The organism is Pseudomonas sp. UBA5706, assembly GCF_002419965.1.
Classification (GTDB): Bacteria; Pseudomonadota; Gammaproteobacteria; order Pseudomonadales; family Pseudomonadaceae; genus Aquipseudomonas.
Map to the genome: position 1 here is coordinate 73791 of NZ_DIHC01000060.1, position 22652 is coordinate 96442.

Annotated in this window: 19 protein-coding genes and 2 pseudogenes; 5 read left to right on the forward strand and 16 right to left on the reverse strand. The window is 59.5% G+C overall.

Features of this window, described 5'->3' with window-relative positions; translation table 11 throughout:
• Nucleotides 1–2: 2 nt before the first annotated feature.
• Together iolE and B3I26_RS27170 are read right to left on the reverse strand one after the other, a co-directional pair.
• A complete protein-coding gene (iolE, locus tag B3I26_RS27165; RefSeq protein ID WP_296262456.1) occupies nucleotides 3–923 on the reverse strand; it encodes a myo-inosose-2 dehydratase in 921 nt (306 codons plus the stop codon).
• 63 nt (nucleotides 924–986) lie between these two features.
• Nucleotides 987–2924: a bifunctional 5-dehydro-2-deoxygluconokinase/5-dehydro-2-deoxyphosphogluconate aldolase gene (locus B3I26_RS27170; RefSeq protein ID WP_296262457.1), complete on the reverse strand. Its 1938-nt coding sequence runs from the start codon at nucleotides 2922–2924 to the stop codon at nucleotides 987–989.
• Nucleotides 2925–3158: 234 nt separating this feature from the next.
• Here B3I26_RS27170 and B3I26_RS27175 point away from each other — a divergent pair, with 234 nt between their 5' ends.
• The 3 genes and pseudogenes from B3I26_RS27175 to B3I26_RS29035 all read left to right on the forward strand — a co-directional run.
• A complete protein-coding gene (locus B3I26_RS27175) occupies nucleotides 3159–4082 on the forward strand; it encodes a MurR/RpiR family transcriptional regulator (RefSeq protein ID WP_296262459.1) in 924 nt (307 codons plus the stop codon).
• A 425-nt stretch (nucleotides 4083–4507) separates the two neighbouring features.
• Nucleotides 4508–5179: pseudogene (locus B3I26_RS29030) on the forward strand (PAS domain-containing protein); the annotation flags it as partial.
• A 117-nt stretch (nucleotides 5180–5296) separates the two neighbouring features.
• A pseudogene (locus B3I26_RS29035) lies at nucleotides 5297–5728 on the forward strand (methyl-accepting chemotaxis protein); the annotation flags it as partial.
• Nucleotides 5729–5820: 92 nt separating this feature from the next.
• Here the strand turns inward: B3I26_RS29035 and B3I26_RS27185 are convergent.
• The 11 genes from B3I26_RS27185 to B3I26_RS27235 form a co-directional block, all read right to left on the reverse strand.
• Nucleotides 5821–6825 carry a lysylphosphatidylglycerol synthase domain-containing protein gene (locus B3I26_RS27185; protein WP_296262461.1) on the reverse strand — a complete coding sequence of 335 codons (1005 nt, stop codon included), beginning with the start codon at nucleotides 6823–6825 and terminating at the stop codon, nucleotides 5821–5823.
• Nucleotides 6822–8072 (reverse strand): cardiolipin synthase ClsB, encoded by a 1251-nt coding sequence (clsB, locus tag B3I26_RS27190; RefSeq protein WP_296262462.1) that lies wholly within the window; start codon nucleotides 8070–8072, stop codon nucleotides 6822–6824. The genes B3I26_RS27185 and clsB overlap by 4 nt, the downstream gene beginning before the upstream one ends.
• Nucleotides 8069–8770 carry an endonuclease/exonuclease/phosphatase family protein gene (locus B3I26_RS27195; protein ID WP_296262626.1) on the reverse strand — a complete coding sequence of 234 codons (702 nt, stop codon included), beginning with the start codon at nucleotides 8768–8770 and terminating at the stop codon, nucleotides 8069–8071. The genes clsB and B3I26_RS27195 overlap by 4 nt, the downstream gene beginning before the upstream one ends.
• An 89-nt stretch (nucleotides 8771–8859) precedes the next feature.
• Nucleotides 8860–9777, reverse strand: a complete 918-nt coding sequence (locus B3I26_RS27200) for a DUF72 domain-containing protein (RefSeq protein ID WP_296262463.1) — start codon at nucleotides 9775–9777, stop codon at nucleotides 8860–8862.
• Nucleotides 9778–10042: 265 nt separating this feature from the next.
• On the reverse strand, nucleotides 10043–10678 hold the full coding sequence (locus tag B3I26_RS27205; protein ID WP_296262464.1) for a CGNR zinc finger domain-containing protein: 636 nt from the start codon (nucleotides 10676–10678) through the stop codon (nucleotides 10043–10045).
• An 83-nt stretch (nucleotides 10679–10761) separates the two neighbouring features.
• Entirely contained in the window at nucleotides 10762–11397 is a 636-nt protein-coding gene (cysC, locus tag B3I26_RS27210) for an adenylyl-sulfate kinase (RefSeq protein WP_296262465.1), read from the reverse strand.
• A 20-nt stretch (nucleotides 11398–11417) separates the two neighbouring features.
• Nucleotides 11418–12212, reverse strand: a complete 795-nt coding sequence (locus B3I26_RS27215) for a class I SAM-dependent methyltransferase (RefSeq protein WP_296262466.1) — start codon at nucleotides 12210–12212, stop codon at nucleotides 11418–11420.
• Nucleotides 12172–13356, reverse strand: a complete 1185-nt coding sequence (locus B3I26_RS27220; RefSeq protein ID WP_296262467.1) for a hypothetical protein — start codon at nucleotides 13354–13356, stop codon at nucleotides 12172–12174. Before B3I26_RS27220 ends, B3I26_RS27215 begins: the two co-directional genes overlap by 41 nt.
• Nucleotides 13357–13394: 38 nt before the next feature.
• Nucleotides 13395–14120, reverse strand: a complete 726-nt coding sequence (locus B3I26_RS27225) for an SDR family NAD(P)-dependent oxidoreductase (protein WP_296262468.1) — start codon at nucleotides 14118–14120, stop codon at nucleotides 13395–13397.
• Entirely contained in the window at nucleotides 14117–14854 is a 738-nt protein-coding gene (locus B3I26_RS27230) for a sulfotransferase family protein (protein WP_296262469.1), read from the reverse strand. Before B3I26_RS27230 ends, B3I26_RS27225 begins: the two co-directional genes overlap by 4 nt.
• A complete protein-coding gene (locus B3I26_RS27235; RefSeq protein ID WP_296262470.1) occupies nucleotides 14851–16077 on the reverse strand; it encodes a transaldolase family protein in 1227 nt (408 codons plus the stop codon). The genes B3I26_RS27230 and B3I26_RS27235 overlap by 4 nt, the downstream gene beginning before the upstream one ends.
• 543 nt (nucleotides 16078–16620) lie before the next feature.
• Here B3I26_RS27235 and B3I26_RS27240 point away from each other — a divergent pair.
• On the forward strand, nucleotides 16621–17199 hold the full coding sequence (locus tag B3I26_RS27240; protein ID WP_296262627.1) for a cytochrome b: 579 nt from the start codon (nucleotides 16621–16623) through the stop codon (nucleotides 17197–17199).
• A gap of 107 nt (nucleotides 17200–17306) precedes the next feature.
• Here B3I26_RS27240 and B3I26_RS27245 read toward each other — a convergent pair whose 3' ends face one another.
• The 3 genes from B3I26_RS27245 to B3I26_RS27255 all read right to left on the reverse strand — a co-directional run bounded on the left by B3I26_RS27245 (nucleotide 17307) and on the right by B3I26_RS27255 (nucleotide 21978).
• A complete protein-coding gene (locus B3I26_RS27245; RefSeq protein WP_296262471.1) occupies nucleotides 17307–18491 on the reverse strand; it encodes an HlyD family secretion protein in 1185 nt (394 codons plus the stop codon).
• Nucleotides 18488–20167, reverse strand: coding sequence for an MFS transporter (locus tag B3I26_RS27250; RefSeq protein ID WP_296262473.1), 1680 nt, complete (start codon nucleotides 20165–20167; stop codon nucleotides 18488–18490). The genes B3I26_RS27245 and B3I26_RS27250 overlap by 4 nt, the downstream gene beginning before the upstream one ends.
• A 623-nt stretch (nucleotides 20168–20790) precedes the next feature.
• Nucleotides 20791–21978 (reverse strand): XdhC family protein, encoded by a 1188-nt coding sequence (locus tag B3I26_RS27255; protein WP_296262474.1) that lies wholly within the window; start codon nucleotides 21976–21978, stop codon nucleotides 20791–20793.
• A gap of 305 nt (nucleotides 21979–22283) precedes the next feature.
• On the opposite strand from B3I26_RS27255, the gene B3I26_RS27260 reads away from it, so the two are divergent.
• Nucleotides 22284–22640 carry a DUF427 domain-containing protein gene (locus tag B3I26_RS27260; protein ID WP_409521992.1) on the forward strand — a complete coding sequence of 119 codons (357 nt, stop codon included), beginning with the start codon at nucleotides 22284–22286 and terminating at the stop codon, nucleotides 22638–22640.
• Nucleotides 22641–22652 lie beyond the last annotated feature (12 nt).

Here is a 22652-nt window from a genome sequence, read left to right on the forward strand (position 1 = left end):
GTTCACAGGCTCCGTTGTGCAGGGTTCTGCTCATGGGCGGCGGCCAACAGATGGCGCAGCGTGTCATAGCCTTTCTTGGCGTAGGCATAGCTCGGTGCCACAGCCGGATCCTGTTCCGCTTCGACCACCAGCCAGCCTTCGTAGCGGGCGTGCATCAACACGTCCAGCAGTGCGGCGAAATCGATGTCACCATCGCCTGGCACAGTAAACGTGCCGTTGACGATGCAATCCGGGAAGCTCCATAAATGATTGCGCGCCAGTTGCACCACTGCTTTGCGCACGTCCTTGAAATGCACGTGGCAGACTCGGTCGATGTGTTTGCGCAGCACCTGCAAGGGCTCACCGCCGCCCATGTAGCAATGCCCGGAATCGAACAGCAGACCGACCTCGCTGCCGGTCAGGGCCATGAGTTGGTCAATGTCCTCGGGGGATTCGATGTAAGCGCCCATGTGGTGGTGATAGGCCAGGCGCACGCCCTGTGACAAGGTGAAGCGCGCCAGCTCCGTCAGTTTGCCGGCGTAGGTCTGCCAAGCGGCATCGCTGTGAAACCGCGGACGCTCCACCAGGCGAATGCGCTGTCCCTGAATCGCATCCGCCACCTCGCCGTACACCAGCACCCCGGCGCCGTTGTATTTGAGAAGGTCGACGTGGGCACCAATGGCTTCGATCTCTTCGGCCACCGAGCGGCTGGCCAGACGCCCGGAATACCAGCCCGACACCAGTGCCAGGTCATAGGGCCTCAGCACATCGGCGACACCTTTGGCATCCCTGGGAAACTTGCCGTTGAGCTCGAACCCTTCGTAGCCGATTTCCTTGCCTTCGCCAAGCGCGGTGCTCAGCGGGGTTTCGCCGCCAAGAGCGGGCAAGTCGTCGTTACTCCAGGAAATCGGGTTGATGCCAATTCGGATTGCGGAAGCGCGCATGGCTGCACCTTTATTGTTCTTGGTATTTTTTGTCGCGTTGAAGTATTCACGCCGCCGGTGGGATCAGGCTCTCGCCTCGCGCCACGACTCGATTAAAAAGCTGAACGTGCTCTGCACCCGACTGATCAGGCCGGCGTCGTCGATTTCCCCTTCCAGCCAGGCACGGCTCGGTTCGTGGAAAATCGTGCGGCCCACGGCGAAGCCCCGGCAGGTTGTGCTGTTACCGGCGGCGCGAAAACCGGCGGCCAGGGTTTCGGCCGGGGCGTTAAGCCCCAACAGCACCACGCCTCGGCAATAGGGGTCGCGCTCCTGGATCAGTGCGTCGAGCTTTTCCCAAACCTTGGCCGATTGCGTTTCGATCTTCCACCAAGCCGGGTATATCCCAAGGTTGTACAGGCGCTTCAATGCGCGATAGATCACGTCAGGATGGGTCGAGGGATGATCCTTGGGCGGGATGATCTCCAACAGCAATTCGTGGCCGCTGGCCTGGGACGCCTGATACAACCCCTGCAACTGCGCTTCCTGCTCCAGACGCAGCAGCGGCTCGTCGTCCGGGTGGTATTGCACCAGGCACTTGATGATCTGCTCCTTGGGCCAGCTCAGCAGATTGCTGCCCACTGAGCGGCCGTGTTCGAACGCCAGAGGCCGCGAGCCCTGCACCTCTACCGGACGAGCGATCCACCAGCCACGCCCGGTGGCCGTATTCAATGAGTCTTGTGCGAAACGCTGGTCGGCCAGCAGGCCGACATCCGCTTCGATACCGCGTTGTTTCAGATCAGCCTCGACCCGCTCCACGGCCTGGATGAACAGCTGCTTGAGCTGACCGATGCAGGCCAGGTCACGCCCTGCCTTCTGCGCCAGCTCTACCAGTTGACCGCGATGGTCGAAGGCGAAGATGAACAGCTGTTTCCACTGTTTGCGTGGAACACTGACCTGATGCAGACGTTGCAGGACCGGATCCTGATCGGGCCGGGTGATCGGCACCGGGCTGTTGAACAGGTACTCCAGCTCTACCAGCGTCGGCATGGCCGGAGCACAAGCGTGGCGGGAGACCACCAACCCGCCGCAGGCATTGGCCAACTGACTGCAGCGTTCGTCACTCTCATCATTAAGCCAACCTTTAAGGAAGCCCGACATGAATGCGTCGCCCGCGCCCAGTACGTTGAGAACTTCCACGCGCACGCCGGGGTAAATCGCACCGTCTTCGAGTCGTGGAGCAATGGCGCCATGAATCACCGTGCAACCTTGCGGGCCGAGCTTGACCACCAACGTCGCCGCCGTCAGCTCGCGGACCTTGCGCAAGGCGCCGAGCAGCTCGGTCGAGCCGCCGGCAATCAGGAATTCTTCTTCGGTGCCGACGATCAGGTCGAAACGCGGCAGGATGCTTTGCACGTGCTGGCTGACGTTCTGATCGGCGATGAATCGGGTTTCGCCATCGGCCTTGCCCGTCAGGCCCCACAGGACGGGGCGGTAGTCGATGTCCAGCACACGTTTGACGTTGTGTTTTTCGGCGTAGTCCAGCGCCTGGCTGCTGGCCCTGAACACCTGATCGGTGGAGAAATGAGTGCCCGTGATCAGTAACGCCTTGCTGGACGCGATCAATGACTCGCTGATGTCTTCGGCATGCAGGGCCATGTCCGCGCAGTTTTCCCGGTAGAACACCAGGGGAAAGGTCTCGCGGTCCTTGATGCCCAACAGGACCATACCGGTAAGGCGCTCGGCGTCGACCTTGATCGCGTTGACATCGCAGCCTTCGCGCGCCAGGGACTCGACCAGGAAGCGGCCCATGTGATCATCGCCCACACGGGTCAGCATCGCTGACTTGACGCCTAGCCGTGCAGTGCCAAACGCGATATTGGCGGAGGAGCCGCCCAGGTATTTGGCGAAACTGCTGACGTCTTCGAGACGCGCGCCAATCTGCTGCGCGTAAAGGTCAACGCCCAGGCGTCCCAGGCATACCACGTCCAACGGACGCCCACTGGCAAAACGAGTCTGGCCCATGCTGGCTCCTTTTATTCTTATTAAGCCCTGGCGCAAGCAGGGGTGCCCGACGCCTGTTCGTGGAAGCAGACTAGAACGGCTCGAAGCAACGAGCAACGATTTTTTCTAAATTTTTTTCATGTGGAATATTTTTTCCATTTGCGCAAACGATGACAGATCGTGCTAAACAGGCAGGACTTAAATGTGAAGCCCTGTAAACTTCGGCCATAAGAAAAGCGTGAGGAACCAAACCGTATGTCCAGCACCGATCAGCCAGCCTTGCCGGCTACCGACGACAGCAGCGCCTCGCCGGTCAATGCGCCGACCTCTGCCGACGCCCTGCTCAAGCTGATCACCGCCGAATACGACAGCCTGCCGCGTCAGCTCAAACGCATTGCCAGTTACATGAGCCAGCAGAGCGATCGGATCATGGTCGACCGCATCAGCGACATCGCCCGTGAATGCCAGGTGCATCCTTCAGCGATCGTGCGCTTCTCCCAGCGCTTTGGCTTCAGCGGTTTCAGTGAAATGCAGGCGTTGTTCCGCGAGGCCTACACCCATAAAGCCACGCCGGTGCAGAACTACCAGCAGCGCATCCGCAGCATGATCGCCAATAAATCGCAGAAGGCCAGTGGCGGGGACCTGGCGCGGGAGTGTGTGAACGCCACGCTGTCGGGGCTTGAGCGCCTGGCGCTTGAGCTGGATGACGAGGCGTTCGAGAAGGCGGTAGACCTGGTGGTCAATGCCGACAACATTTATGTGGTCGGGGTGCGCCGTTCGTTCGCGGTGGCTGATTATCTGGTCTACAACCTGCAGCACACTAATAAGCGCATTCACCTGATCTCGGGCCTGGGCGGCAGCTACCGCGAACAGATGCGCAGCGTGCGCGCCAATGATTTGGTCATCGCTATCAGCTTTACTCCGTATGGCAAGGAAACCCAGCATTGCCTGCGCATCGCGCAACATCATCAGGCCAAGACGTTGATCATTACCGATAGCAACCTGTCGCCGCTGGCCAAGCGCGCCAACGCGGTGTTGCTGGTGAACGAGGGCAGTTCGTTTGCGTTCCGTTCGCTGAGTGCGACGTTGTGTTTGTGTCAGGCGTTGTTTATCGCAGTGGCGTATCGGTTGGAACTGAAGGTGGATGAGATGTCGGAGCAGGTAGGGTTTGAGGATTGAAAACCGGAGCCTGTCGCAGCCATGGAGACGACGCTCCCACAGAGGACATTACGCATCTGCTTCACCCCGTGGGAGACGTCGCAGGTTACGACGGCGGCGAACGCTGCTGAACCGGGTCTGCCTGACACTCCGCTTCGGCACTGTCGTAACCTCCAGCAGCTACAAAAAACCTGTACAAACCCAAAAAAATGTACAAGTTATGTGTAGCTTTTTTACAGTGTCTTTGTGATGATTCCCGAACTGCGCAGGGAGGTCGCAGCGGAGTATCCACACGCTCTTAAGGCCAAGGAACGGGAAACCCCTTCTTCGTTTCATCAGCCTGAGCCACCATCATGTTTTTCGACTCGTCCAAAAACAAACGCATCCAGGACCTGCAACTGACCGTCGCCCACCAGGCCAGTCTGCTGGAAGCCATCAGTCGCTCCATGGCCAGCATCGAATTCGACCTCAATGGCGTGGTACTTAACGCCAACGACAATTTCTTCAAGTCCATGCGCTACCGCCCGGAACAGGTGATCGGTAAGGAACACCGCATGTTCTGCCCTCCCGAATATGCCCGCAGCACCGAGTATTCCCAGCTGTGGTCGCGGTTGCGCAGCGGCGAGTTCGTGTCTGCGACGTTCCAGCGTGTGGCCGGCGACGGGGCCGCGGTCTGGCTGGAGGCCAGCTACAACCCTGTCCGTGATACCACTGGCAAGGTAGTCAAAATCGTCAAATACGCGATGGACGTCACTGAAAAGCTTCGCACCGAGAGTGAGAGCCGCAACAAACTGCAAGCGATCGACCGCGCCATGGCGGTGATTGAGTTCGATCTGGACGGCCGCGTCATTGCGGCAAACGACAATATCCTTCGATTGCTGGGCTATAGCCGTCAGGAGTTGCTGGGCAAAAATCACAGGCACCTGTGCCCTCCTGAACTGGTGAGCAGCAGCGAATACCAGGACTTCTGGCGGCGCCTGAACAAAGGCGAGTTCTTCAGTGGGCAGTTCAAGCGCATAGGTAAGCAAGGGCAGACGCTCTGGATGGAGGCCTCTTACAATCCGGTCTATGACGCCAGTGGCACGTTGTGCAAGATCGTGAAATTCGCCTCCGACGTGACCGCGCGCATCGTTAAGCATGAACAGGATGCCCGTAGCGCCGCAAAGGCGTACCACATTTCCATGCAAACCCAGAAAGTCGCCGAGCAAGGCACTCAGGTGATACAACAGGCAGCCGGTGAAATGCGGCAGATCTCGCGAAACATTGAAGATTCTTCGCGGATCATCGGTCAGTTGGGCGAGCGCTCTGAACAGATCACCGCCATCGTCAACACCATCCGCAGCATTGCCGACCAAACCAATCTGCTGGCCCTTAATGCCGCCATCGAGGCCGCGCGTGCTGGAGACCAGGGCCGTGGCTTCGCCGTAGTGGCCGACGAAGTACGGCAACTGGCCGGGCGCACCAGTGGCTCGACCCATGAAATTTCCGAAATGATCCAGCTGATCCAGAACGAAACCCGTCAGGCGATCATCAGCATGGACAACACCCGCAGCAATGCGTCTAAAGGCGTGGACCTGGCCGATCAGGCGGGTCTGGCAATCGTGCAGATCAGTGACGGCACCCAGGAGGCCGTGGACGCGGTGAGGATGTTTGCGGTGAGGGACTGATGGCGGATTTCCTGTCGACGCTCAACAGGTAGCGGCCCGGCCTGCTGGCGGTGACATAAAAGCCTTATCGCTATCGCCATCCAGCCAGACCGTTACAGGTTGCGCGTCTCGTTCTTACTGCGCATCGCCTTCGCCCGGTTTTCCAGTACGACGTACACGACCACTGCGAGCATCAGCGGAATCAGGAAATAAATCACTCGATAACCGATCAGCGCCGCCAGCAACTGCCCCTTGCTGAACTGGTGCTGCATCAGCGTGATGAATACGGTTTCCAGCACGCCTAATCCTGCCGGGATATGCGCAATGACCCCGGCAATGCTGCTGATCAGAAGAATCCCCAACACGGCCGGGTAAAAAGCCTTTTCCGGCAACAGCACGTAGATCAACAGCGCCATCAACCCCCAGTTCAGCGCGCCGAGCAAGGCCTGGCGCAGTGCCTGATTCAGCGAGGGGAGCACCAACTGCTGCTTGCGAACCGTCCAGGTGCGCTTGCGTGAAAACCGGCAGGCCAGGAAATAGCCCAGGCATACCACCAGCAGTACCACGCCAATCAATTGCAGCGTGGTGTCGCCAATCTTCCAGCCGTCCGGCAGATCAATAAAGCCACCGGCGAACACGAAACCGGCCAGCAGCATATACCCCAGCCAGTTGGTGATCAGGCTCAGGCTCAGAATCCGGGTAATGGTCGGCACGTCCAGCCCCAGCCGAGAATAAAGCCTATAGCGCAGTGCAATACCGCCGACCCATGAACTGAGGTTGAGGTTGAAGGCATAACAGACGAAGGTGACTGGCACGATCTGCGCCACCGACAATTTATGCTCGGTGTAGCGTCGCGCCAGCACGTCGAACCCGCAGTAGGTCAGATAACTCCCCACCGCGACCAAGAAACCCAGTGCCAAGGTGCTGACCTTGTAGGATTCCAGCGCGTGGGTGACTTCGTTCCAGTCCAGGTTTTTCATCAAGGTAAACAACAGGACCGGCACTGCGATGAAGAAAAATAGTGTGAAGCCGCGCTTGGCCCACGTCAGCCAGGCACCGTGCTTGTGCGCTGTCGAGGCTTTTTCCTGACCCGCAGAGGCTTGCGATACCCCGCTCATAGCAATTTCTCCTGGTCTTGCGGCAATGTGTGCTTGAGCACTTCGGCTTCGGGGATGACGTCTGGCGCACGCACAGGCTTGAGGCGTGGTCCATGCACCGGAAAAAGTCCGGCAATGGCCGGAAAATGGCGCAGAAAGTGAAAGCTGAAGAAGATCATCGGCGCTCGCCACCATTGCCCTTTTGCCAGCCCTTTGAGGTTGGCCTGCTTGCTGTGAGCAGCGGCCAGATCCTGAAGATGCTCATGCAATTGCTGATTGAGCGCGCGGTCACGAATGAAAAGATTGGCCTCCAGATTCAGCGCCAGGCTCAGCGGGTCCAGGTTGCTGGAGCCAACGGTGGACCACTCCTGATCGATCAGCGCGACCTTGCCGTGCAGCGCCCGTTGCTTATATTCGTGAATCACGACGCCTTCGCGCAGCAGCCAGGTATAGGTCAGACGCGAACAGACCCGCACAAAGGGCATGTCCGGTTGGCCCTGCAGGATCAGCGTGACCTTCACCCCGCGGCGTGCGGCGTTGCGTAATTCCCGCAGGAAACGGTAGCTGGGAAAGAAGTAGGCGTTGGCAATGGTGATGCGCTGGTTGGCGCTGCGCATGGCCAGCAGGTATTGCTCTTCGATGTCCGTGGTATGGCGATGGTTATCGCGTTCGGCCATCAGCATGCGCGCGCTGCCGGCCTTTCGCGTCACCACCTTGAGCGGCGTGAATGACTTGCGCAATGCCGGCCCCAGCATGTTCAGCGTCGAGCGGTAGATATCGGCAACGATGGGACCGCGCACCTGGACTGCATAGTCCTGCTTGGCAGTGATGCCGGTATCGGACATGTGATCGACGCTGTAATTGATACCGCCCATGAACGCCATTTCGCCATCGATCACCACAATCTTTCTGTGCAGCCGACGAAACAGGTTGGTACGCATGCCCATCAGTTTTGGCCGAGGGTCGAACAACTGAATCTGCACGCCGGCGCAGATCATCGCCTGGACGAATGCCGTACTCAGGTCGCTGGTGCCGTAATCATCCACCGTGATGACCACCCGGACGCCACGGCTCGCCGCTTCGATAACGGCCTGCTGCAAGCCCTCGCCGACGCGATCCTCGAAGATGATGAACGTCTCGATCAGCACTTCCTGGCGGGCGGCACGGATGCTCTCGAACACCCGGGTGAAAAAATCTTCACCGTTAATCAGCAACTCTACCGAGTTGCCATCCTGCCAGATCCCGCATTGATCACTGAACCCCTTCATAACGTGACCTCCACCGCCAGTGGCGCATGGTCGGAGAGGTGCGACCACGGCCGGTTCGACAGCACCTTGGGCGCGCGAGCCCTGGCGTTACGCACATAGATGCGGTCCAGGCGCAGCAACGGAAAACGCGCCGGGAAGCTTTTGGCCGGCGCACCGAACGACTCGACGAATACTTCGCGCAGGCCGGTCGGAGTCAACACGGCATTGGCCTTTTGCCGCCAGTCGTTGAAGTCGCCAGCAATGATGACCGGAGCCTCTGGAGGCAGGCTCGATACGAGGTTGGCCATAAGCAAGAGCTGCTGTTTGCGGTGCACCTCCTTGAGCCCCAAATGCACGCAGATCGCGTGGACCTCGCCATAACGTGGCACTTGCAGCACGCAATGCAACAAGCCGCGCTCTTCGGTGCCGAGGATGGAGATGTCGAGGTTTTCATGGCGGATGATCGGGTACTTGGAAAGCAGCGCGTTGCCGTGGTGTCCGTGGGGATAGACCGCGTTGCGGCCATAGGCAAAGTCTTTCCACATGCTGTCGGCAAGAAACTCGTACTGCGAAGTGGTGGGCCAGTTCTTGACGTTCTGCGCATGATTTTGCTGCTCGCCGTGAACCTCCTGCAAAAACACCACGTCAGCCGATACGCGCCGTACCGCATCGCGCAACTCGGGCAGGATGAAGCGGCGATTAAGAAAGCCAAAACCCATGTGCATGTTCATTGTCAGCACGTTCAGCGTGACCTCGGCCGATGCCGCCTGCCGACGGCCAGTGATGTCTTCGGTGATCAACGCACTGGTCAAAACTTCACTCCTTTAAGATCGCCCGGGGCGACTTCCAGCGCGTCGGCCAGTTCGAAGCGGGTCAGCAGCTTGCGTGCGTCGTAGGGTGCCCGCACTTTGATGTCGTTGTCGAAGTAGCAGTAGACGTCCCGCGATTTGCGCGCGCGCGGCAGCGTGGGACTGGCCAGGTGCGCATCCTCGGGCTGGCCACCCTGCCGCCAGGCGTCAATCCGATCGCCCCAGCGCTTTATGGCTGCCGGGGTGTAGCCGCTGGCATACAGTTCTTTTTCACCGTGCAGGCGCAAGTAAGCGAAGTCACAGGTGAGGTCTTCCAGATACGGCCATTTGCCCGACGTGTCGGCGGTCACCAACGCAACCTTGTATTTGCGCAGCAGTGCGATGAATTCCGGGACAGCGAAGCTCTCATGGCGGATTTCCACGGCATGGCGCAGACGTGCCTTGGCGGGAATGTCGAGATAGCCGGGTTTTTCCATGCGCGCTGCGCAACCTTTGGCACAGGCCTTGGCCGATTTGCCGTCGTGGGGTAGCAGTTTGAGGAATGCTTCGAACTTTTCCGGATTGAATTTGAAACTGGGGGGGAACTGCCAGAGGATCGGGCCCATCTTGTCGCGCAACTGGAAGATCCCGGAGGCGAGGAAGTTGGCGATCGCTTCGTCGATATCGTTCAGCCTCCGGACATGAGTAATGTAGCGCGGCGCCTTGATGCTGAATACGAAGCCCTTGGGCGTGTCGGCATACCAGCGGGCATAAAGCTCCGGCGACTGCAGGGAATAGAACGAGCCATTGATTTCAATGCTGTTCACCGCCCTGGAGGCGAATTTGAGTTCGTTTTTCTGGGCAAGGCCTTCGGGGTAGAAATCACCGCGCCATGGCACGTAGCGCCAGCCCGATATGCCGATACGAATATCGCTCATGCAAGTGCTCTCTGTGCTCGAGGTCGCGACCGATGCCGTGACCGCTCTGAACTAGAGATAAGAAGCTTGAGACCGGAGCAGGTTCCCTGGTTTTTATGGCACAACCGGGATGGACTGCTTTGGCGCTGCGTTTGAGGGTGGGCTTCGCGCAGGGCGCTGATTTTGGGTGTATGTCGGTTGTTTTGGATGGCGCGGGTCAGGTTCCGCCCTGACCACCGCCACCCGGGATTACGAATAGACCTGACAAACCAGGCAAACGAGAAACTCAAACCTGCCCCACTGCCCTCCTGGCCTTTTCCTTGGCCCCACACACATTCATCTGACACCACCGCCGTCGTCCATTTTTAGATGTATCGATAAACAACCAATCACAATCCGGCGTAGCGCACGCTTTCAGCCGAGTCAGGTCAGGCGAAGTCAGCAGCGCTGCGGCCTCCACCGCCATACGCCCGAGAAAGCCACTCGTCATGTCCTCCAGCGTATGGCACGAGCGCCAACGCCAGATCACGCCTAAAGGCGTTGATACCAACAAACGCTGGTCCGCAGTGAGCGCGAGCACACGATTCAACTCACCAAGCGGCCGTTGATCCGCTGCCCCGCCCAGCGCCACCGGCAGAAACAGCTGGTAGAGCGATTCGCGAAAGGCAACCAACTGCTCTAACGCCGTCAGCGCATGCCAGGAAGCATCCTGCACCAGCCGCATCAACTGAGCGTGCTCATCCGCCCGGATCAAGCCGGCGTGCATGAACCAGTGCACCACGTCCTCAAGGCTGGACAGCTTGTCCACCACCGCTTTCAACGATGTTCCCGGGCGACGACCGTCGCAGGTGTTGAGATAGTCGAGAACACTTACTCCGCCGACCAGGCGGATGGCATTGATTTTCAACTGACCGATTGACATCTCCCGTCTCCATCCATGATCGAGAACTCAATCATGGCAGAGATGCGCGGGTTCGCCTTACTTTCAGACCGGTGTATCTACATTCATTCGGATATCACCGTTTCCAGACACCAAGGCGACCTCGCTTGCTCCAACCACTGATCGATCATGTTCACAGCCTGCGCCACACTCAAACGATCGCTGCGAATATGCAGCTCGGGCCAGACAGGCACTTCATACGCCGAATCGATGCCGGTGAAGCCCGGCAACGCGCCTTGTCTGGCGAGGCGGTAAAGCCCTTTGGGGTCTCGGGCTTCGACGACCGCCAGCGGTGCGTCGACGAAAACCTCCACGAAACGCTCGTGACCGACGATTGATCGCGCAAGATGACGCGCTGCGCGCGACGGCGAGATCAGCGCCACCATGACCGTTAGCCCCGCATCTGCCATCAAGGCCGCGACTTCGGCGACCCGCCGCACGTTCTCATCACGGTCCTGCGCGCAAAAGCCCAGGTCGCGGCACAGGCCGGTACGCACGGAGTCGCCGTCGAGAATGCAGGTGCTCAGGCCGCGACCACGTAGTACCGGATCCAGGTTGTCGGCAATGGTGGACTTCCCGGCCGCCGACAGTCCTGTGAGCCACACCACCCGGGATGCTGCGTTCCGCGGCGCGGGGCTATGCGCGAAGTCGAAGGTATAGAGGTGTTCCGGTGCCCCCGGACCTTGCGGTCTGATGCTCATGAAGCGCTCCCCTGCGTCACTCAGGCAATGGCCTGATGAATGATGAAATCGGCGCGCATCGGGTCGTAGATGCGCTTGAAATCGCCAAAACTTTCCACGGCCGTGAACCCTGCTGCCATCAGCTCGCTGCGCAGGTGAACCGGCAGCAGGGGGAACACGCGCAGCCGGTAACGGGCGCCTTCGGCAAAGGTGTAAACGAACTCGCAGAGCGACTCACTCAATGCCCCAATCGTCACCTTGGCCGTCTTGCCGCAGTAGTAATACTGGCCCGACGAAGAGAAATGCCCGGCAAGAATGGCCCTGAAGTTGCGTTGATCGATCAGCAGCATGCCGCCGGGCTTGAGCAGGCGACGGAAACACCGCAGCGCCTCAATGCGTTTGTCGCGATCAAAAATGTGGCACAGCGAGCTCCCCAGGCACAGCACGGCATCGAAAGGACGTAACCCGTGCGTGAGTTGCAGGTGATGCAGATCGGCCCAATCACTCTGGTAGAGCCGGATCTTGACACCCAGGCGCTCAAAATTCGCCCTCGCCCGCTCCACCATGGTGGCGCTTCCATCACAGGCAGTGACATCGAAACACGCCTTGCGCAGTTGCGCGGCATGAAAACCGCTGCCTGTAGACGCATCGAAAACCCGGCACGCCCCCGCCTGCAGCAGCAGGTCGATGAAAAAATGCCCTTCGCCGGCGGCACGCTTGTCCCAATCGATCAGTTCGTCCCAGCGACTGACGAAGTCGGTGCTGTACTGCCTGGCGTAATCTTCATCGGCCGGATCAACCGACGTGACGTATGAGGGTGGGCTGTTGAGCAGCATGCTTGTCTCCCTGACGACGGATGTGTTCGGCGAATGCCTGGTATTTGTGGCCAAGTTCAAGGGCAAAGCCGGCGGCATCCTGAACCTTCATTTCGGGCATGCAAAACCCGAGCATCTTGTCCATGACCTGCATCTGTTGCGCACCGAACGTTACGGTGCCGTCTGCGTGAATGGCCTGGATACCGTCCTGACGTTGCCCGGCTTCATTGAGCTGGATAGCCACCTCGCGCCTTACGCCGTAAGGCAACCCGAGCAGCACTCGGCCCATTCCGACCTTGACCGGGTACCCACCGGGCAGACCATCCGGCCCGGGGGCGTGCACATCGACTTCGGTGCTGGCAAACAGATTCTCGACGACCGAGATCGCCGACATGGCGGTCAGGTACTGCCCGTCCACCCCGCCAAGCCGGCGAAACTGTTGGCTTACGCTGCTAAAGATGTCACCGGGATCGTAGTAGTCGGTGCAATCCTGGCCGTCGATCCAGTACGACAGACTAAAATTGGCCTCCTCTGGCAGGCCTCGACGGGGCACGAAGTGACTGAAAAAATGCTGGCCGATCAACTTGACGCGCACCTGTAACGGCTCGCACCCCGCCAACTGCGCAATGGCGCATCGGGTCGCCGGAACCAGATTGGCAATGTTGCCTACGCCCACGGTCGGGGCCATACCGACCTTGTACAACACCGCGTTGACCGCATCGGGAAAGGCCGCATTGACGACCAGAGGCTTCAGACGAGCCTGTACGACGGCACGCATCAGCGCGTAGGCCGGCGCAAGATGCATCGGCAGCCAAGGGCCGAGTTGCGCCTCATCGAGTGCCTCGAAGATCGTTTTGGGCAACCGCGTGATGACCCGCCAGGACTGCAACGATGCGCAGTTGAGGATGATGTCCGGCTTAATCCGCGACAGGGTCTGAGCGTTACGATCAATGGACTCTTCGGTCAGGTCCATCTCTCGGCATTCGATCCTGGCGGGCACGTCCTGCTGCAGCGCCGCCAGGCGCACCAGATTACACATCCGCGTGGCCTGTTCGAGGTTGCGACTGGCGACGTAAAACTCGAACTGGTTGCGCGGCACAAGGATTTGCAGAATCTGCAGGCAAAGGTTGCCCCCACCGACGATTAGCAGTTTTTTGCGTTGCATGATGTGGATCTCCAGAAGGTAGGTGGCTGCCCCCGTCCCTAGCGAGGGTAGGCACCGTTATCGATTGCAATGACTTTGCCGGTCAGGTGCCGGCTCTGATCGGAGAGCAGAAACATGATTACATCGGCCACGCCCTCAGGCTCGATGGGTTGCTTTAGGCACTCTTGACGCTCGTACTCACTGCGACGGTGCTCAGGAATGCGGTCGTGAATCGAAGTGTTTCGGATCAAGCCCGGCGAGACCGCGTTCACCCTCACCCGGGGCGCGAAGTTCCAGGCGTTGGCCTTGGTCAGCCCGATGACCCCCGCCTTGGTTGCGCCATACAGCGCATCCATGCTGCCGACTTCACCGGCCACCGACGCGATGTTGACGATGCTGCGCATGTGCGGGGCTGACTGTTCATGCAGGGCGAAATCCCGGGACAGGTAAACCAGGGCTTTGAGGTTCACCGCGAGCATTTCTTCGATTTCCGCGTCGGTGTACTGGTAGATGCTTTTACCGTGATACAGCCCGGCGTTATTGATCAGCCCGTGCAGGGCGCTGTGATGCCTGTAGAGCTTGCCGATGAACGACTGGTAAACCTCGTACAGCGCAAAGTCGGCGAGGTGACTTTCCAGTTGATGGACCGGGATGCTTCGCTGCAGACCCCGCAGCCCGCGTGCATCCTTATCCGCGGCAATGACGTAGTAGCCCGCATTGGCACAGGCAATGGCCGTGGCCTTGCCGATGCCGTTGCCTGCACCGGTGATGACGATTTTTTTCATGAAGGCTCCCGCTGCACGAATTGGTTCATGCGCTCATAGAACGGTCTGTGGGCCTTGTAATAGGCCATCAAGTGCGGATGAGTCCTAAGCGGGCGGTCATCGAAGGTCTCAGGGGCTGCGACGATTCGACGACTGCGCTCGGCATGGCGATGCCAGCTGCGCCAGGGTCGCCACTGCACCGGGCAAACCGGCTCCCAGCTCAATGCATGGGGCAAAAATTCCAGCTGCAGGTGGTCACATAGCCTGCGCACGGTCTGCTCCGGTCGACGTGCCAGCTCGTCGCCATCGACCACGTACGGGACCTTGCCGGTGAGCTTGGTGACCAGGCAGAAAATGTCGTACAGAGCCTTGTGGCCGATGGCATGCATTGGCATCTGTTCGAACATGGCGAAATGGGAAACGATGGCCCGGGCTGGCTCACGAATGATGAATACGTTCTGCTGCTCCAGCAGAAACGCAGGGTCGGCCTTGAGCGCATCCAGGCAGTGGTAGCACATGTCCTTGTGAAACACGTTCCGGCGCTCGCCCGCGGCGCGCAGCAACGACTTCACTCCCTCGTACGTGCGCGGCAGCCCGCAGTCCAGGTTGTCATGGGGGATGGCTGACTGTTCATCGAAGGCCACGGAGGCGAACGGTTCGTGGAACACCTCGAAGTCGCCGCGCTCGATGAACACGCGTTCAAGCACCGTGGAGCGCGACCGGGGGTGAGCCCAAAGCGCAATCATGCGATTCATGACGCACGCTCCATCGCCGGGCGGCTCATGGGGCGCGCAGGCGCGAGATCGCGCCTGGTCGTAGTCGCCTTGACGAAAGCCAGCAACCGCTCCTGTCCGGTTCGGGCGTCGTTACCCGCCGTGACGAAGGCCGGGTGCATGGCAAACTCCGACGGTGCCAGATCGCCTTCGAAATAGGCTTGATTGAAATAGGGAATGGCGGTCAGCCGGTTGATGACCCGCCTGGGAATCTGCACCCAACCGTTGGCAGGGGTGACCGGCCGCGACTGCTGCTGGCGGCGGATCAAAAATTCAATGATCTGCGGCGTCAGCGTATACAAGGTGGTATCGGCACCGGTGCGCTGCAGATGCCAGCAATGCTCGCGGCCTTGCACATCGGTGTCGATCTTCAAGCTGCACAGGAGCAAGCGTACCGGGGTCTGACGCCGCCGAAGCAACGCCTGCATGGCCTGATAGACTGCAAGTTCCGCCCAGCGTCGGTCAGGGCCGGTAAGGTTCAGGCGTCGTTGCATCGCCTGTGCCGCGAATTCACCCTGCGCCCCCAGGCGACCGATCATGAAACTGACGACATACCGTGCGCCGTCAGTGTTGACACCGTGGAGCCGAGCACGCAGCTGCCCGTCATGAATGGCTTTCAGATAAATTGCGACCTGGGAAACGGTAAAACAGAACGTATTGTTGATCGAACAGCCCTGGGCCACCAGTTGCTCGATGGCCCGGTAACCCTGCTCGCTGCCGGGAACCTTGATCATCACGTTCGGGGCCAGGCGGGCCAGTTTTAGCCCGCGCGCCACCAGCGCGTCTTCGCCCATCCGCTCGCCGCCTTCGATTTGCGCCGACAACCACCCTTGATGACCGCGTGACGAGCTCCACAGTGGATGCAGAAGCCGGGCACCTTCAGTGATCATCTGGTCGTAGACCTGCCGCGCCTTGTCCACATCGGAAAACCCCAGCGGCAGACTGTCGATATAACGGCGCCATACCTGGGGACTTTTCAATACAGCCTGGGTAATCAACCCAGGATTGGTAGTTGCTCCGCTGATACCGTAACGGCTATCACAAAGAGCCGTTGGCAGCATGGTGTTAATAAACTCGCCCATGTCGGGGTATTTGGTGTTCAAGTTATTTTGGAAGCTGGCATATAGGACCGGCGAGGCATCCCACCACACTTCCGAATCCATATTTCTGTGTTTTAGAAGGCGTACGAAGTCGGGGACATCCATGAGAATAGTCCTTGGCGCAGTTTTTCATGAGTAAATGGGGAGGGCCCGAGCAAGCGTGAGCAAAATGCCAGTCTAATCAGACTGATGGTCAGAACTTATGAACCGTCCGCGACTAAGATGGATCCAACCGGATTCCCTGTCAAACCCGTTTTGATGGTTTTTTTATCACGATTAAATCTAACAAGTAATTTATTAATAATAAAAAAATAAAGGTTATTCATTAGCAAGAGATGTATTCGTTCGAATAACCTCGAACGGCAGTTCATAGAAACTTCTGTTAACTGATGACCGATAACTCCTCGGGTATTTAATAGCATTACTATTTATCTCGATCACCCGCTGAAAATAGAATCGCCAGGTTTATTACAACTTCCAATCCACTTTACGCGTTGTCGGAATGACCTAAGCATATGAAACTTGCAAATGTCTTCCTGCATGGCCCTGCAGTTTGAGCCCTTTAGCAACGGCGGAAAACACGCGCCACTCTTGAGATTGACCGGACTATGCGGCGATGATCGTGTTCCTGATGCGATGCCCTTGCCCATGGGGCGGATAAAACCAAAACCGAGGAGCCTGACTGTGAGCACATCTGCTAACCCTGAACGCTATAGCTACAAAGCCCGCTGGTTTCACTGGGTCATGGCCGTACTGATCCTGCTGGCTTACGCGTTGATCCTCAGCCGCAGTCAATTCGCCAAAGGCACCGATCTGCGGACCTTTGTCGTACAGACGCATTTTTGGGTCGGGATCGTGGTGCTGGTCATGGCGTTCTTTCGGATGGCCGAACGTCATCGGCATACGCCACCGGGGATCACCCCACCACTGCAGGGGGCCTTGCGCCTGGCTGCCACGCTTTCGCATTACGCGCTCTACGCGTTCGTGTTTGTGCAACCACTGCTGGGGTTGTTTACGGTACTGCTTGAGCGTGGCGCCCTGCCCGTCCCACTGACGTCGCTGGCCATCCCCGCGCCCTTTGCGATTTCCAAGGAGACTGCCGAAACGCTGGAGCATTTCCATGTGCTGCTGGGCACGATTTTCTACTACGTTATCGGGCTGCACGTCGTGGCAGCGATCTGGCATCACTTCATACGCAAGGACAATACCGTGCGGCGAATGGTATGACCCCCATATAAGCATGAGCGTCGGCCCGCGGACGATGGCATTTCAACGATTGCGCCGCGGGCCAATGCTTTCCCTAACGAGAGCGTGTCCTAAGCCTGGCGAAACTTTCAACGGGGTGTATCCACCGTCCCGTCTACCGGATCCGGCGGTACAGGGCCGTCCTGACTGGTGTCGATGCTGACCACCACGGACATCCCGGGTCGCAGTCGGTCTACGTCCTCCTGATCGCTGTCCACGGTAATGCGCACGGGTATGCGCTGGGCAATCTTGACAAAGTTGCCGGTGGCATTGTCAGCCGGAAGCAGGCTGAATTCGGAGCCGGCTGCCGGTGAAATACGCTGCACTCGACCGCGCATCCGGCGGTTTTCCAACGCGTCGACAGTGAAACTCACCGGTTGCCCCAAACGCACGTTAGCCATCTGGGTTTCCTTCATGTTGGCGATGATCCAGCGCGTCTTCGGTACCAACGGCATCAATTGCGCACCGGCATTCACATAAGCGCCCAGCCGGGTGCCAATCTGGCCCAACTGGCCGTCCCTTGGCGCGGTGATCCGCGTGTTGCTCAGATCGATCCTCGCCAATTCGATCGCCGCCTCTGCGTTCTTCACCGAGGCCTCCAGTGATCCGCGATTGACGATCACCGTTTGCAGATCCTGTCGGGAGATTTCCAGCGACGCCTTGGCTTCGGCCAGCGCAGCGCGGGCCTGGGCATCGGCAGCGCGGGTCACGTCCAGCTCGCTTTTCGACACCGAGCCATCGGTCACCAGCGCCTGGTTACGCCGCAGGTCAGCCGCCGCCTTGTCGCTTTGCGCCTGCGCATTGCCCACCGCTGCCTGACGTTGAACGATAGTCGCCTCTGCACTGCGCCGTTGCTGCAGATTGTTATCCAGGGAGGCCTTCTGAATGCCCAACTGGGCAATGCCCTGATCCAGACGCTGCTGGTAGATCCGGTCGTCGATACGCACCAACAGGTCACCCTGCTTGACCCACTGAAAATCTTGCACCGGTACTTCATACACATAGCCGCTCAACTGCGGCCCGATGATCGTGGTCTGGCCATGGATCTGCGCATTCTCGGTGCTTTCGATGGGGCTGCTGAACGGCGGCAACTGCCAGGCATACAACACGATCAGCACACCGGCCAGCGCGACGCCGCCAAACAGAATCGCTGAGACCAGACGGATCCGTGCCGAGCGCGGTTGCGTAGTCGCCGGCATGACCGCCGGTGCCGGAGCGGGACCAGATGACTGGGGAACAGACGGATTGCCTGAAGGATTTTCGGGTTCTGTCATGAAGGTTGAGCGCCAGAAGGTTGAACGGAATTTGCGGCCGGTGTCGTCGGGGTAAACGGCGCCACCGGCTCAGTGGTGACCCACAGCCATGTTGCACGCCCAGCGGTCCAGATCGCCGTCAGGATGGCGATCAGCGCGATCACCATAAACACGTCGTTATACGCCAGTGTGTTCGCCTCGCGGGTAGCAGCGGTGGCCAGGGCACGAATACCCAGGCTGGTACGCGTCGAGGGATCGGCAATCGCCGAGAGGTAGGCGCCGCTTGCGCTTTGCAGCCGCGACTGCACCTGGGGATCGAACAACGTGACGTGCTCGACGATATGCGCCGAGTGGAATTTCTCGCGCCACACCTGAAAGGTGCCCAGCAACGCCGAGCCCAAGAGGCTGCCGATGTTTTGGCAAATACCGAACATCACCGAAAAACTGACCAGGTTGCGTGGGTTGCCGATAACCCCGCTGACCCCCAGCACCAGCGTCGGGCCGAGGAAGAAGGTGCCCCCGAAGGCCAGCAGGAACTGGCTGAAATACATTTGCGGGCCACGGGTCAGGCTGGTAGAAAAGCTGTCCATGATCGACCCTATCGCCATCAGCGCCAGGGAGATGATCAACGGCTTGAGCAGATGCTGGGGGTTGATGGTCAGGGCGCTGACCGCTAGCCCGGCGACGCTGCCCAGCAGCATGAAGAAATAAAGCGTGTGTAACTGCTGAGTGCCTTGATTCATGCCTTGCAGAAACCCCACCGCGCCTGTGGACTGTTCCGACAGCACGACGCGCGTCAGCAGTACGCCAAGGGCGAAACGGATCATTCGGCCGCTACCCAGCCACCGGGTAATCAATAGCGGGCGGGTGCGGTTGTGTTCGATGCACAGCCCGGCGAGGATCAACGCGATGGAGGACGCCAGCGCGATACCGATCCAGGGCGTCTCCAGCCACCACTCGATTCTTCCCAGCGACAACACCGCGCACAACGCAGCAAAGCCGGAAGCGAGCAAGGCGAAGGTCAGGAAGTCGAGTTTCTCGAACGCCTTGAAGCGGTCGCCCGGCGGCAGCTTGAGGATCAGGACACACCCCAGCGCCAGCAGGCACATGCCCAGTTCAAAGAGGTACAACCCGCGCCATTCGGCGATCTGCAGCAGGTCTTCCGATACCAGACGAGCCAAGGGCGTGGCCAGTTGCGCGGTGCCCAGGCCCAGCACCAACGCCTTCATTCGCCACTTTTGCGGAAAGGCTTGGATCATGTAGTAAAGCCCGAGCGAGCCCAGCGCTGCGCCGACCATGCCATGGGCGGCCCGCACGGCCACCGCCGAGCCGATATCGTTCACGAACAAGTGAGCGAAGGTCACCAGTGCGTACAGCACCAGGAATACTTCGGTAAACGCGCGCAGGCCGAACTGCTGGCGAAATTTCACCAGCAGCAGATTCATCGACACGTTGGTCATTACATAGGCGGCGGGCAGCCAGGCGATTTCCGCCTGGGTAGCGCCCAGCGCACCTTGCAGGTATTGCAGGTTGGCGACCACCAGCGCATTGCCCAGCCCGCCAGTCAACGCCACGATTATGCCGACGATGGCATACGCCAGGCGCTTGGGCGTCGAATGCAGCGGCGTAGATGGCGACCCCGGCAGCGATGGCCGTTCATGGGGAGCCCAGTCGTGGGGTATGTACTTGTCGTTCATCGAGCAAGACCTGGTGAATGCTTTGCTGAGACCGTGGGCAGAACGATATTACTCAACGACGGATTGTGCCATGTGAGGAGGAGAAGTGGTTGTGGGTTTCGCAAGGCGGACCAGAAGTGACATACAGGTCATAGATATGAACGCAGCGATGGGTCGGAGAAGGTGCCGCTGCCGATAACGACGCCTTTGATTCTGACCAAAGGCCGTAGGAGCTCGGCTTGCCAGCGATCTGCCGCACGGCGGCAGTAAAACCTGAGCACACGATTTGCCTGACACACCGCATTTGCCGATTCCGCTGCCGCTTCGCGCCAGATCGCCGGCAAGCCAGGCTCCTACGCCCTGCAGGCAGAAGCGACGTCAACAGTAGACCAATCGCCCTGCGGGCAGAAACGAAGGTGACAGCAGAGGCGCCGCCCAGCGCGGTTATGCCGATAGCGACGCCTTTGATTCTGGCCGAAGGCCGTAGGAGCTCGGCTTGCCAGCGATCTGCCGCACGGCGGCAGTAAAACCTGCGCACACGATTTGCCTGACCCACCGCATCTGCCGATTTCACTGCCGCTAAGCGCCAGATCGCCGGCAAGCCAGGCTCGTACACCGTATGGGCAGCAGCAAAGTTACGGCGCTCATCCGATCATTTGCAGACCTGCTTGCTGCTCGATCTTCACGTCCACTGCGTGAATGCTCGCTTCACGGAACTTGAGCATGCTGCCATTGCGGCCATTGAATACGGCGTTGATTTCGGAAAGGATCGACAACGCCACACTGTCCGGGGTATCACCGCCCAGATCGAGCCCGACCGGGTAATGCAGGCGGCTCAGGGCCGCAGCGTCGTGGTCCTGGGTCGGCATTTCGTCCAATAGGCGCTCGGTGCGGGTGCGCGGGCCCAACTGGCCGATGTAGGCTGGGGAACATTGCAGGACCTGTCCCAGCCAATGGCGATCCTGAGTCAGGCTGTGGGTCATCACCACAACCGCGGCATCGGCGACCATCGCGGCCAGTTCGGGCAACGGCTCCAGTGGTGCGGTCAGTACCCGGTCCGCGTCGGGGAAGCGCTGGGCGCGAGCGAAGTGCGGGCGGGCGTCGATCAGCGTGATGTGCCAGCCCTGCAGGCGAGCCATGCTGACCAGAGGCAGAGCATCGTGGCCGGCGCCGAAGACCACCAGCCGACGCGGCGCCGGAATATATTCGAGCAGCACCTCGATGCCGCCCCCTGCACATTCGTAGGTGCGGGTGGCGGAACGCCGCCCCTCAAGCACCGCCTGCAGGTCTTCGGCGATCATGCGTGCCAGCCAGCGTTCGCGCATCTGAACCCGAACCCCGGCAGATGAACTGAACGCCACGCGCTCGCCAATCGCGACACGCCGCTCGTCGGGGGTACCGATGACCGTCGCCAGCGCTGCGCCCTCCCCGCTGACCTTGATCTGACGCAACACGTCCACCACAAGACCGGCGGGATCGGGATCGGCCGCTTGGTGCTGAACCCGCTCGAACAGCAAGTGCACGGTGCCGTTGCAACCCAAGCCGAAACTCAATTCGGCCTCCTCCAGCTCATCGTCGTCTTCGCCGGTGCTGTAGGTGCGAATCGCCGGTTTGCCATTGGCGGTGAACCACCAGGCCTTCTTGCTAACGTCGCTTTCCAGGCAACCGCCGCTGACCGTCCCTGTCGAGTCGCCTAATTGAGCAATGATCATGCGCGCGCCTGGTCGACGGTAGGCCGAGCCTTCGACCTTGACCACGGTGGCGATCACCACGTCCTGTTGCCCGGCCTGCGCCTGATCGAGTGCGTCGAGCAGACTGGATAGATCATTCATGCACGTGTCTCCGCCTGTTCATGACCGTTTCCGCTGATCGGGACCGGCCGCAACGCACGCTTTTCGATGCCAGCCAAGCCTGGCGATGAGTAGATATAGATATCATTACGTGCTGACTGTGCAAGCCCTGCTCAGGTTCCGAAAACCGCATTGCTGGCACCACTCGGGGCAAAAAGGAGACACCCGGGCAAATGCCGGTCCGCTTCATTCAGCACGACTACACTCACGTTCCTTCAGTGGGGTCCGAGCGTAACGAGTTGCGCACAGGCTCATCGGGTTTTCCCATGCCAGCAGGAGTGATCGCAGTGAAAATCCCAGGTCCCGACCATCCCATTACCATCACCCCGCTCCCGGGTCATCTGCGGGTCGAGTTCAACGGCGTACCCGTGGCGCAAAGCAACAAGGCGCTCGTCCTAAAAGAGGCTCACTACCCCTCAGTGATCTATGTGCCTCGTTCGGATATTTCGATTGAACATTACCTTAGAACCGAACATCGAACCCATTGCCCCTATAAAGGCGATGCCCGCTATTTCAGCCTCAGTGCCAACGGCGAGACAGCTGCCAACGCTGTCTGGACGTATGAAGAGGCCCATCCATCGGCCAAGCAAATCGAAGGCTATGTCGCGTTCTATGCTGACAACGTGACATTTACTTATGACTGAAACCGATGGACC

Excerpts from the sequence above, each read along its gene's own strand:
- B3I26_RS27220 (WP_296262467.1), bottom strand. The coding sequence starts at position 13,356 with ATGCAACGCAAAAAACTGCTAATCGTCGGTGGGGGCAACCTTTGCCTG.
- cysC (WP_296262465.1), bottom strand. The coding sequence starts at position 11,397 with ATGAGCATCAGACCGCAAGGTCCGGGGGCACCGGAACACCTCTATACC.
- B3I26_RS27205 (WP_296262464.1), bottom strand. The coding sequence starts at position 10,678 with ATGTCAATCGGTCAGTTGAAAATCAATGCCATCCGCCTGGTCGGCGGA.
- B3I26_RS27225 (WP_296262468.1), bottom strand. The coding sequence starts at position 14,120 with ATGAAAAAAATCGTCATCACCGGTGCAGGCAACGGCATCGGCAAGGCC.
- B3I26_RS27255 (WP_296262474.1), bottom strand. The coding sequence starts at position 21,978 with ATGAATGATCTATCCAGTCTGCTCGACGCACTCGATCAGGCGCAGGCC.
- B3I26_RS27250 (WP_296262473.1), bottom strand. The coding sequence starts at position 20,167 with ATGAACGACAAGTACATACCCCACGACTGGGCTCCCCATGAACGGCCA.
- clsB (WP_296262462.1), bottom strand. The coding sequence starts at position 8,072 with ATGAAGGGGTTCAGTGATCAATGCGGGATCTGGCAGGATGGCAACTCG.
- B3I26_RS27215 (WP_296262466.1), bottom strand. The coding sequence starts at position 12,212 with ATGCTGCTCAACAGCCCACCCTCATACGTCACGTCGGTTGATCCGGCC.
- iolE (WP_296262456.1), bottom strand. The coding sequence starts at position 923 with ATGCGCGCTTCCGCAATCCGAATTGGCATCAACCCGATTTCCTGGAGT.
- B3I26_RS27185 (WP_296262461.1), bottom strand. The coding sequence starts at position 6,825 with ATGAGCGGGGTATCGCAAGCCTCTGCGGGTCAGGAAAAAGCCTCGACA.
- B3I26_RS27170 (WP_296262457.1), bottom strand. The coding sequence starts at position 2,924 with ATGGGCCAGACTCGTTTTGCCAGTGGGCGTCCGTTGGACGTGGTATGC.
- B3I26_RS27240 (WP_296262627.1), top strand. The coding sequence starts at position 16,621 with ATGGGGCGGATAAAACCAAAACCGAGGAGCCTGACTGTGAGCACATCT.
- B3I26_RS27195 (WP_296262626.1), bottom strand. The coding sequence starts at position 8,770 with ATGGGTTTTGGCTTTCTTAATCGCCGCTTCATCCTGCCCGAGTTGCGC.
- B3I26_RS27200 (WP_296262463.1), bottom strand. The coding sequence starts at position 9,777 with ATGAGCGATATTCGTATCGGCATATCGGGCTGGCGCTACGTGCCATGG.
- B3I26_RS27175 (WP_296262459.1), top strand. The coding sequence starts at position 3,159 with ATGTCCAGCACCGATCAGCCAGCCTTGCCGGCTACCGACGACAGCAGC.
- B3I26_RS27230 (WP_296262469.1), bottom strand. The coding sequence starts at position 14,854 with ATGAATCGCATGATTGCGCTTTGGGCTCACCCCCGGTCGCGCTCCACG.
- B3I26_RS27235 (WP_296262470.1), bottom strand. The coding sequence starts at position 16,077 with ATGGATGTCCCCGACTTCGTACGCCTTCTAAAACACAGAAATATGGAT.
- B3I26_RS27245 (WP_296262471.1), bottom strand. The coding sequence starts at position 18,491 with ATGACAGAACCCGAAAATCCTTCAGGCAATCCGTCTGTTCCCCAGTCA.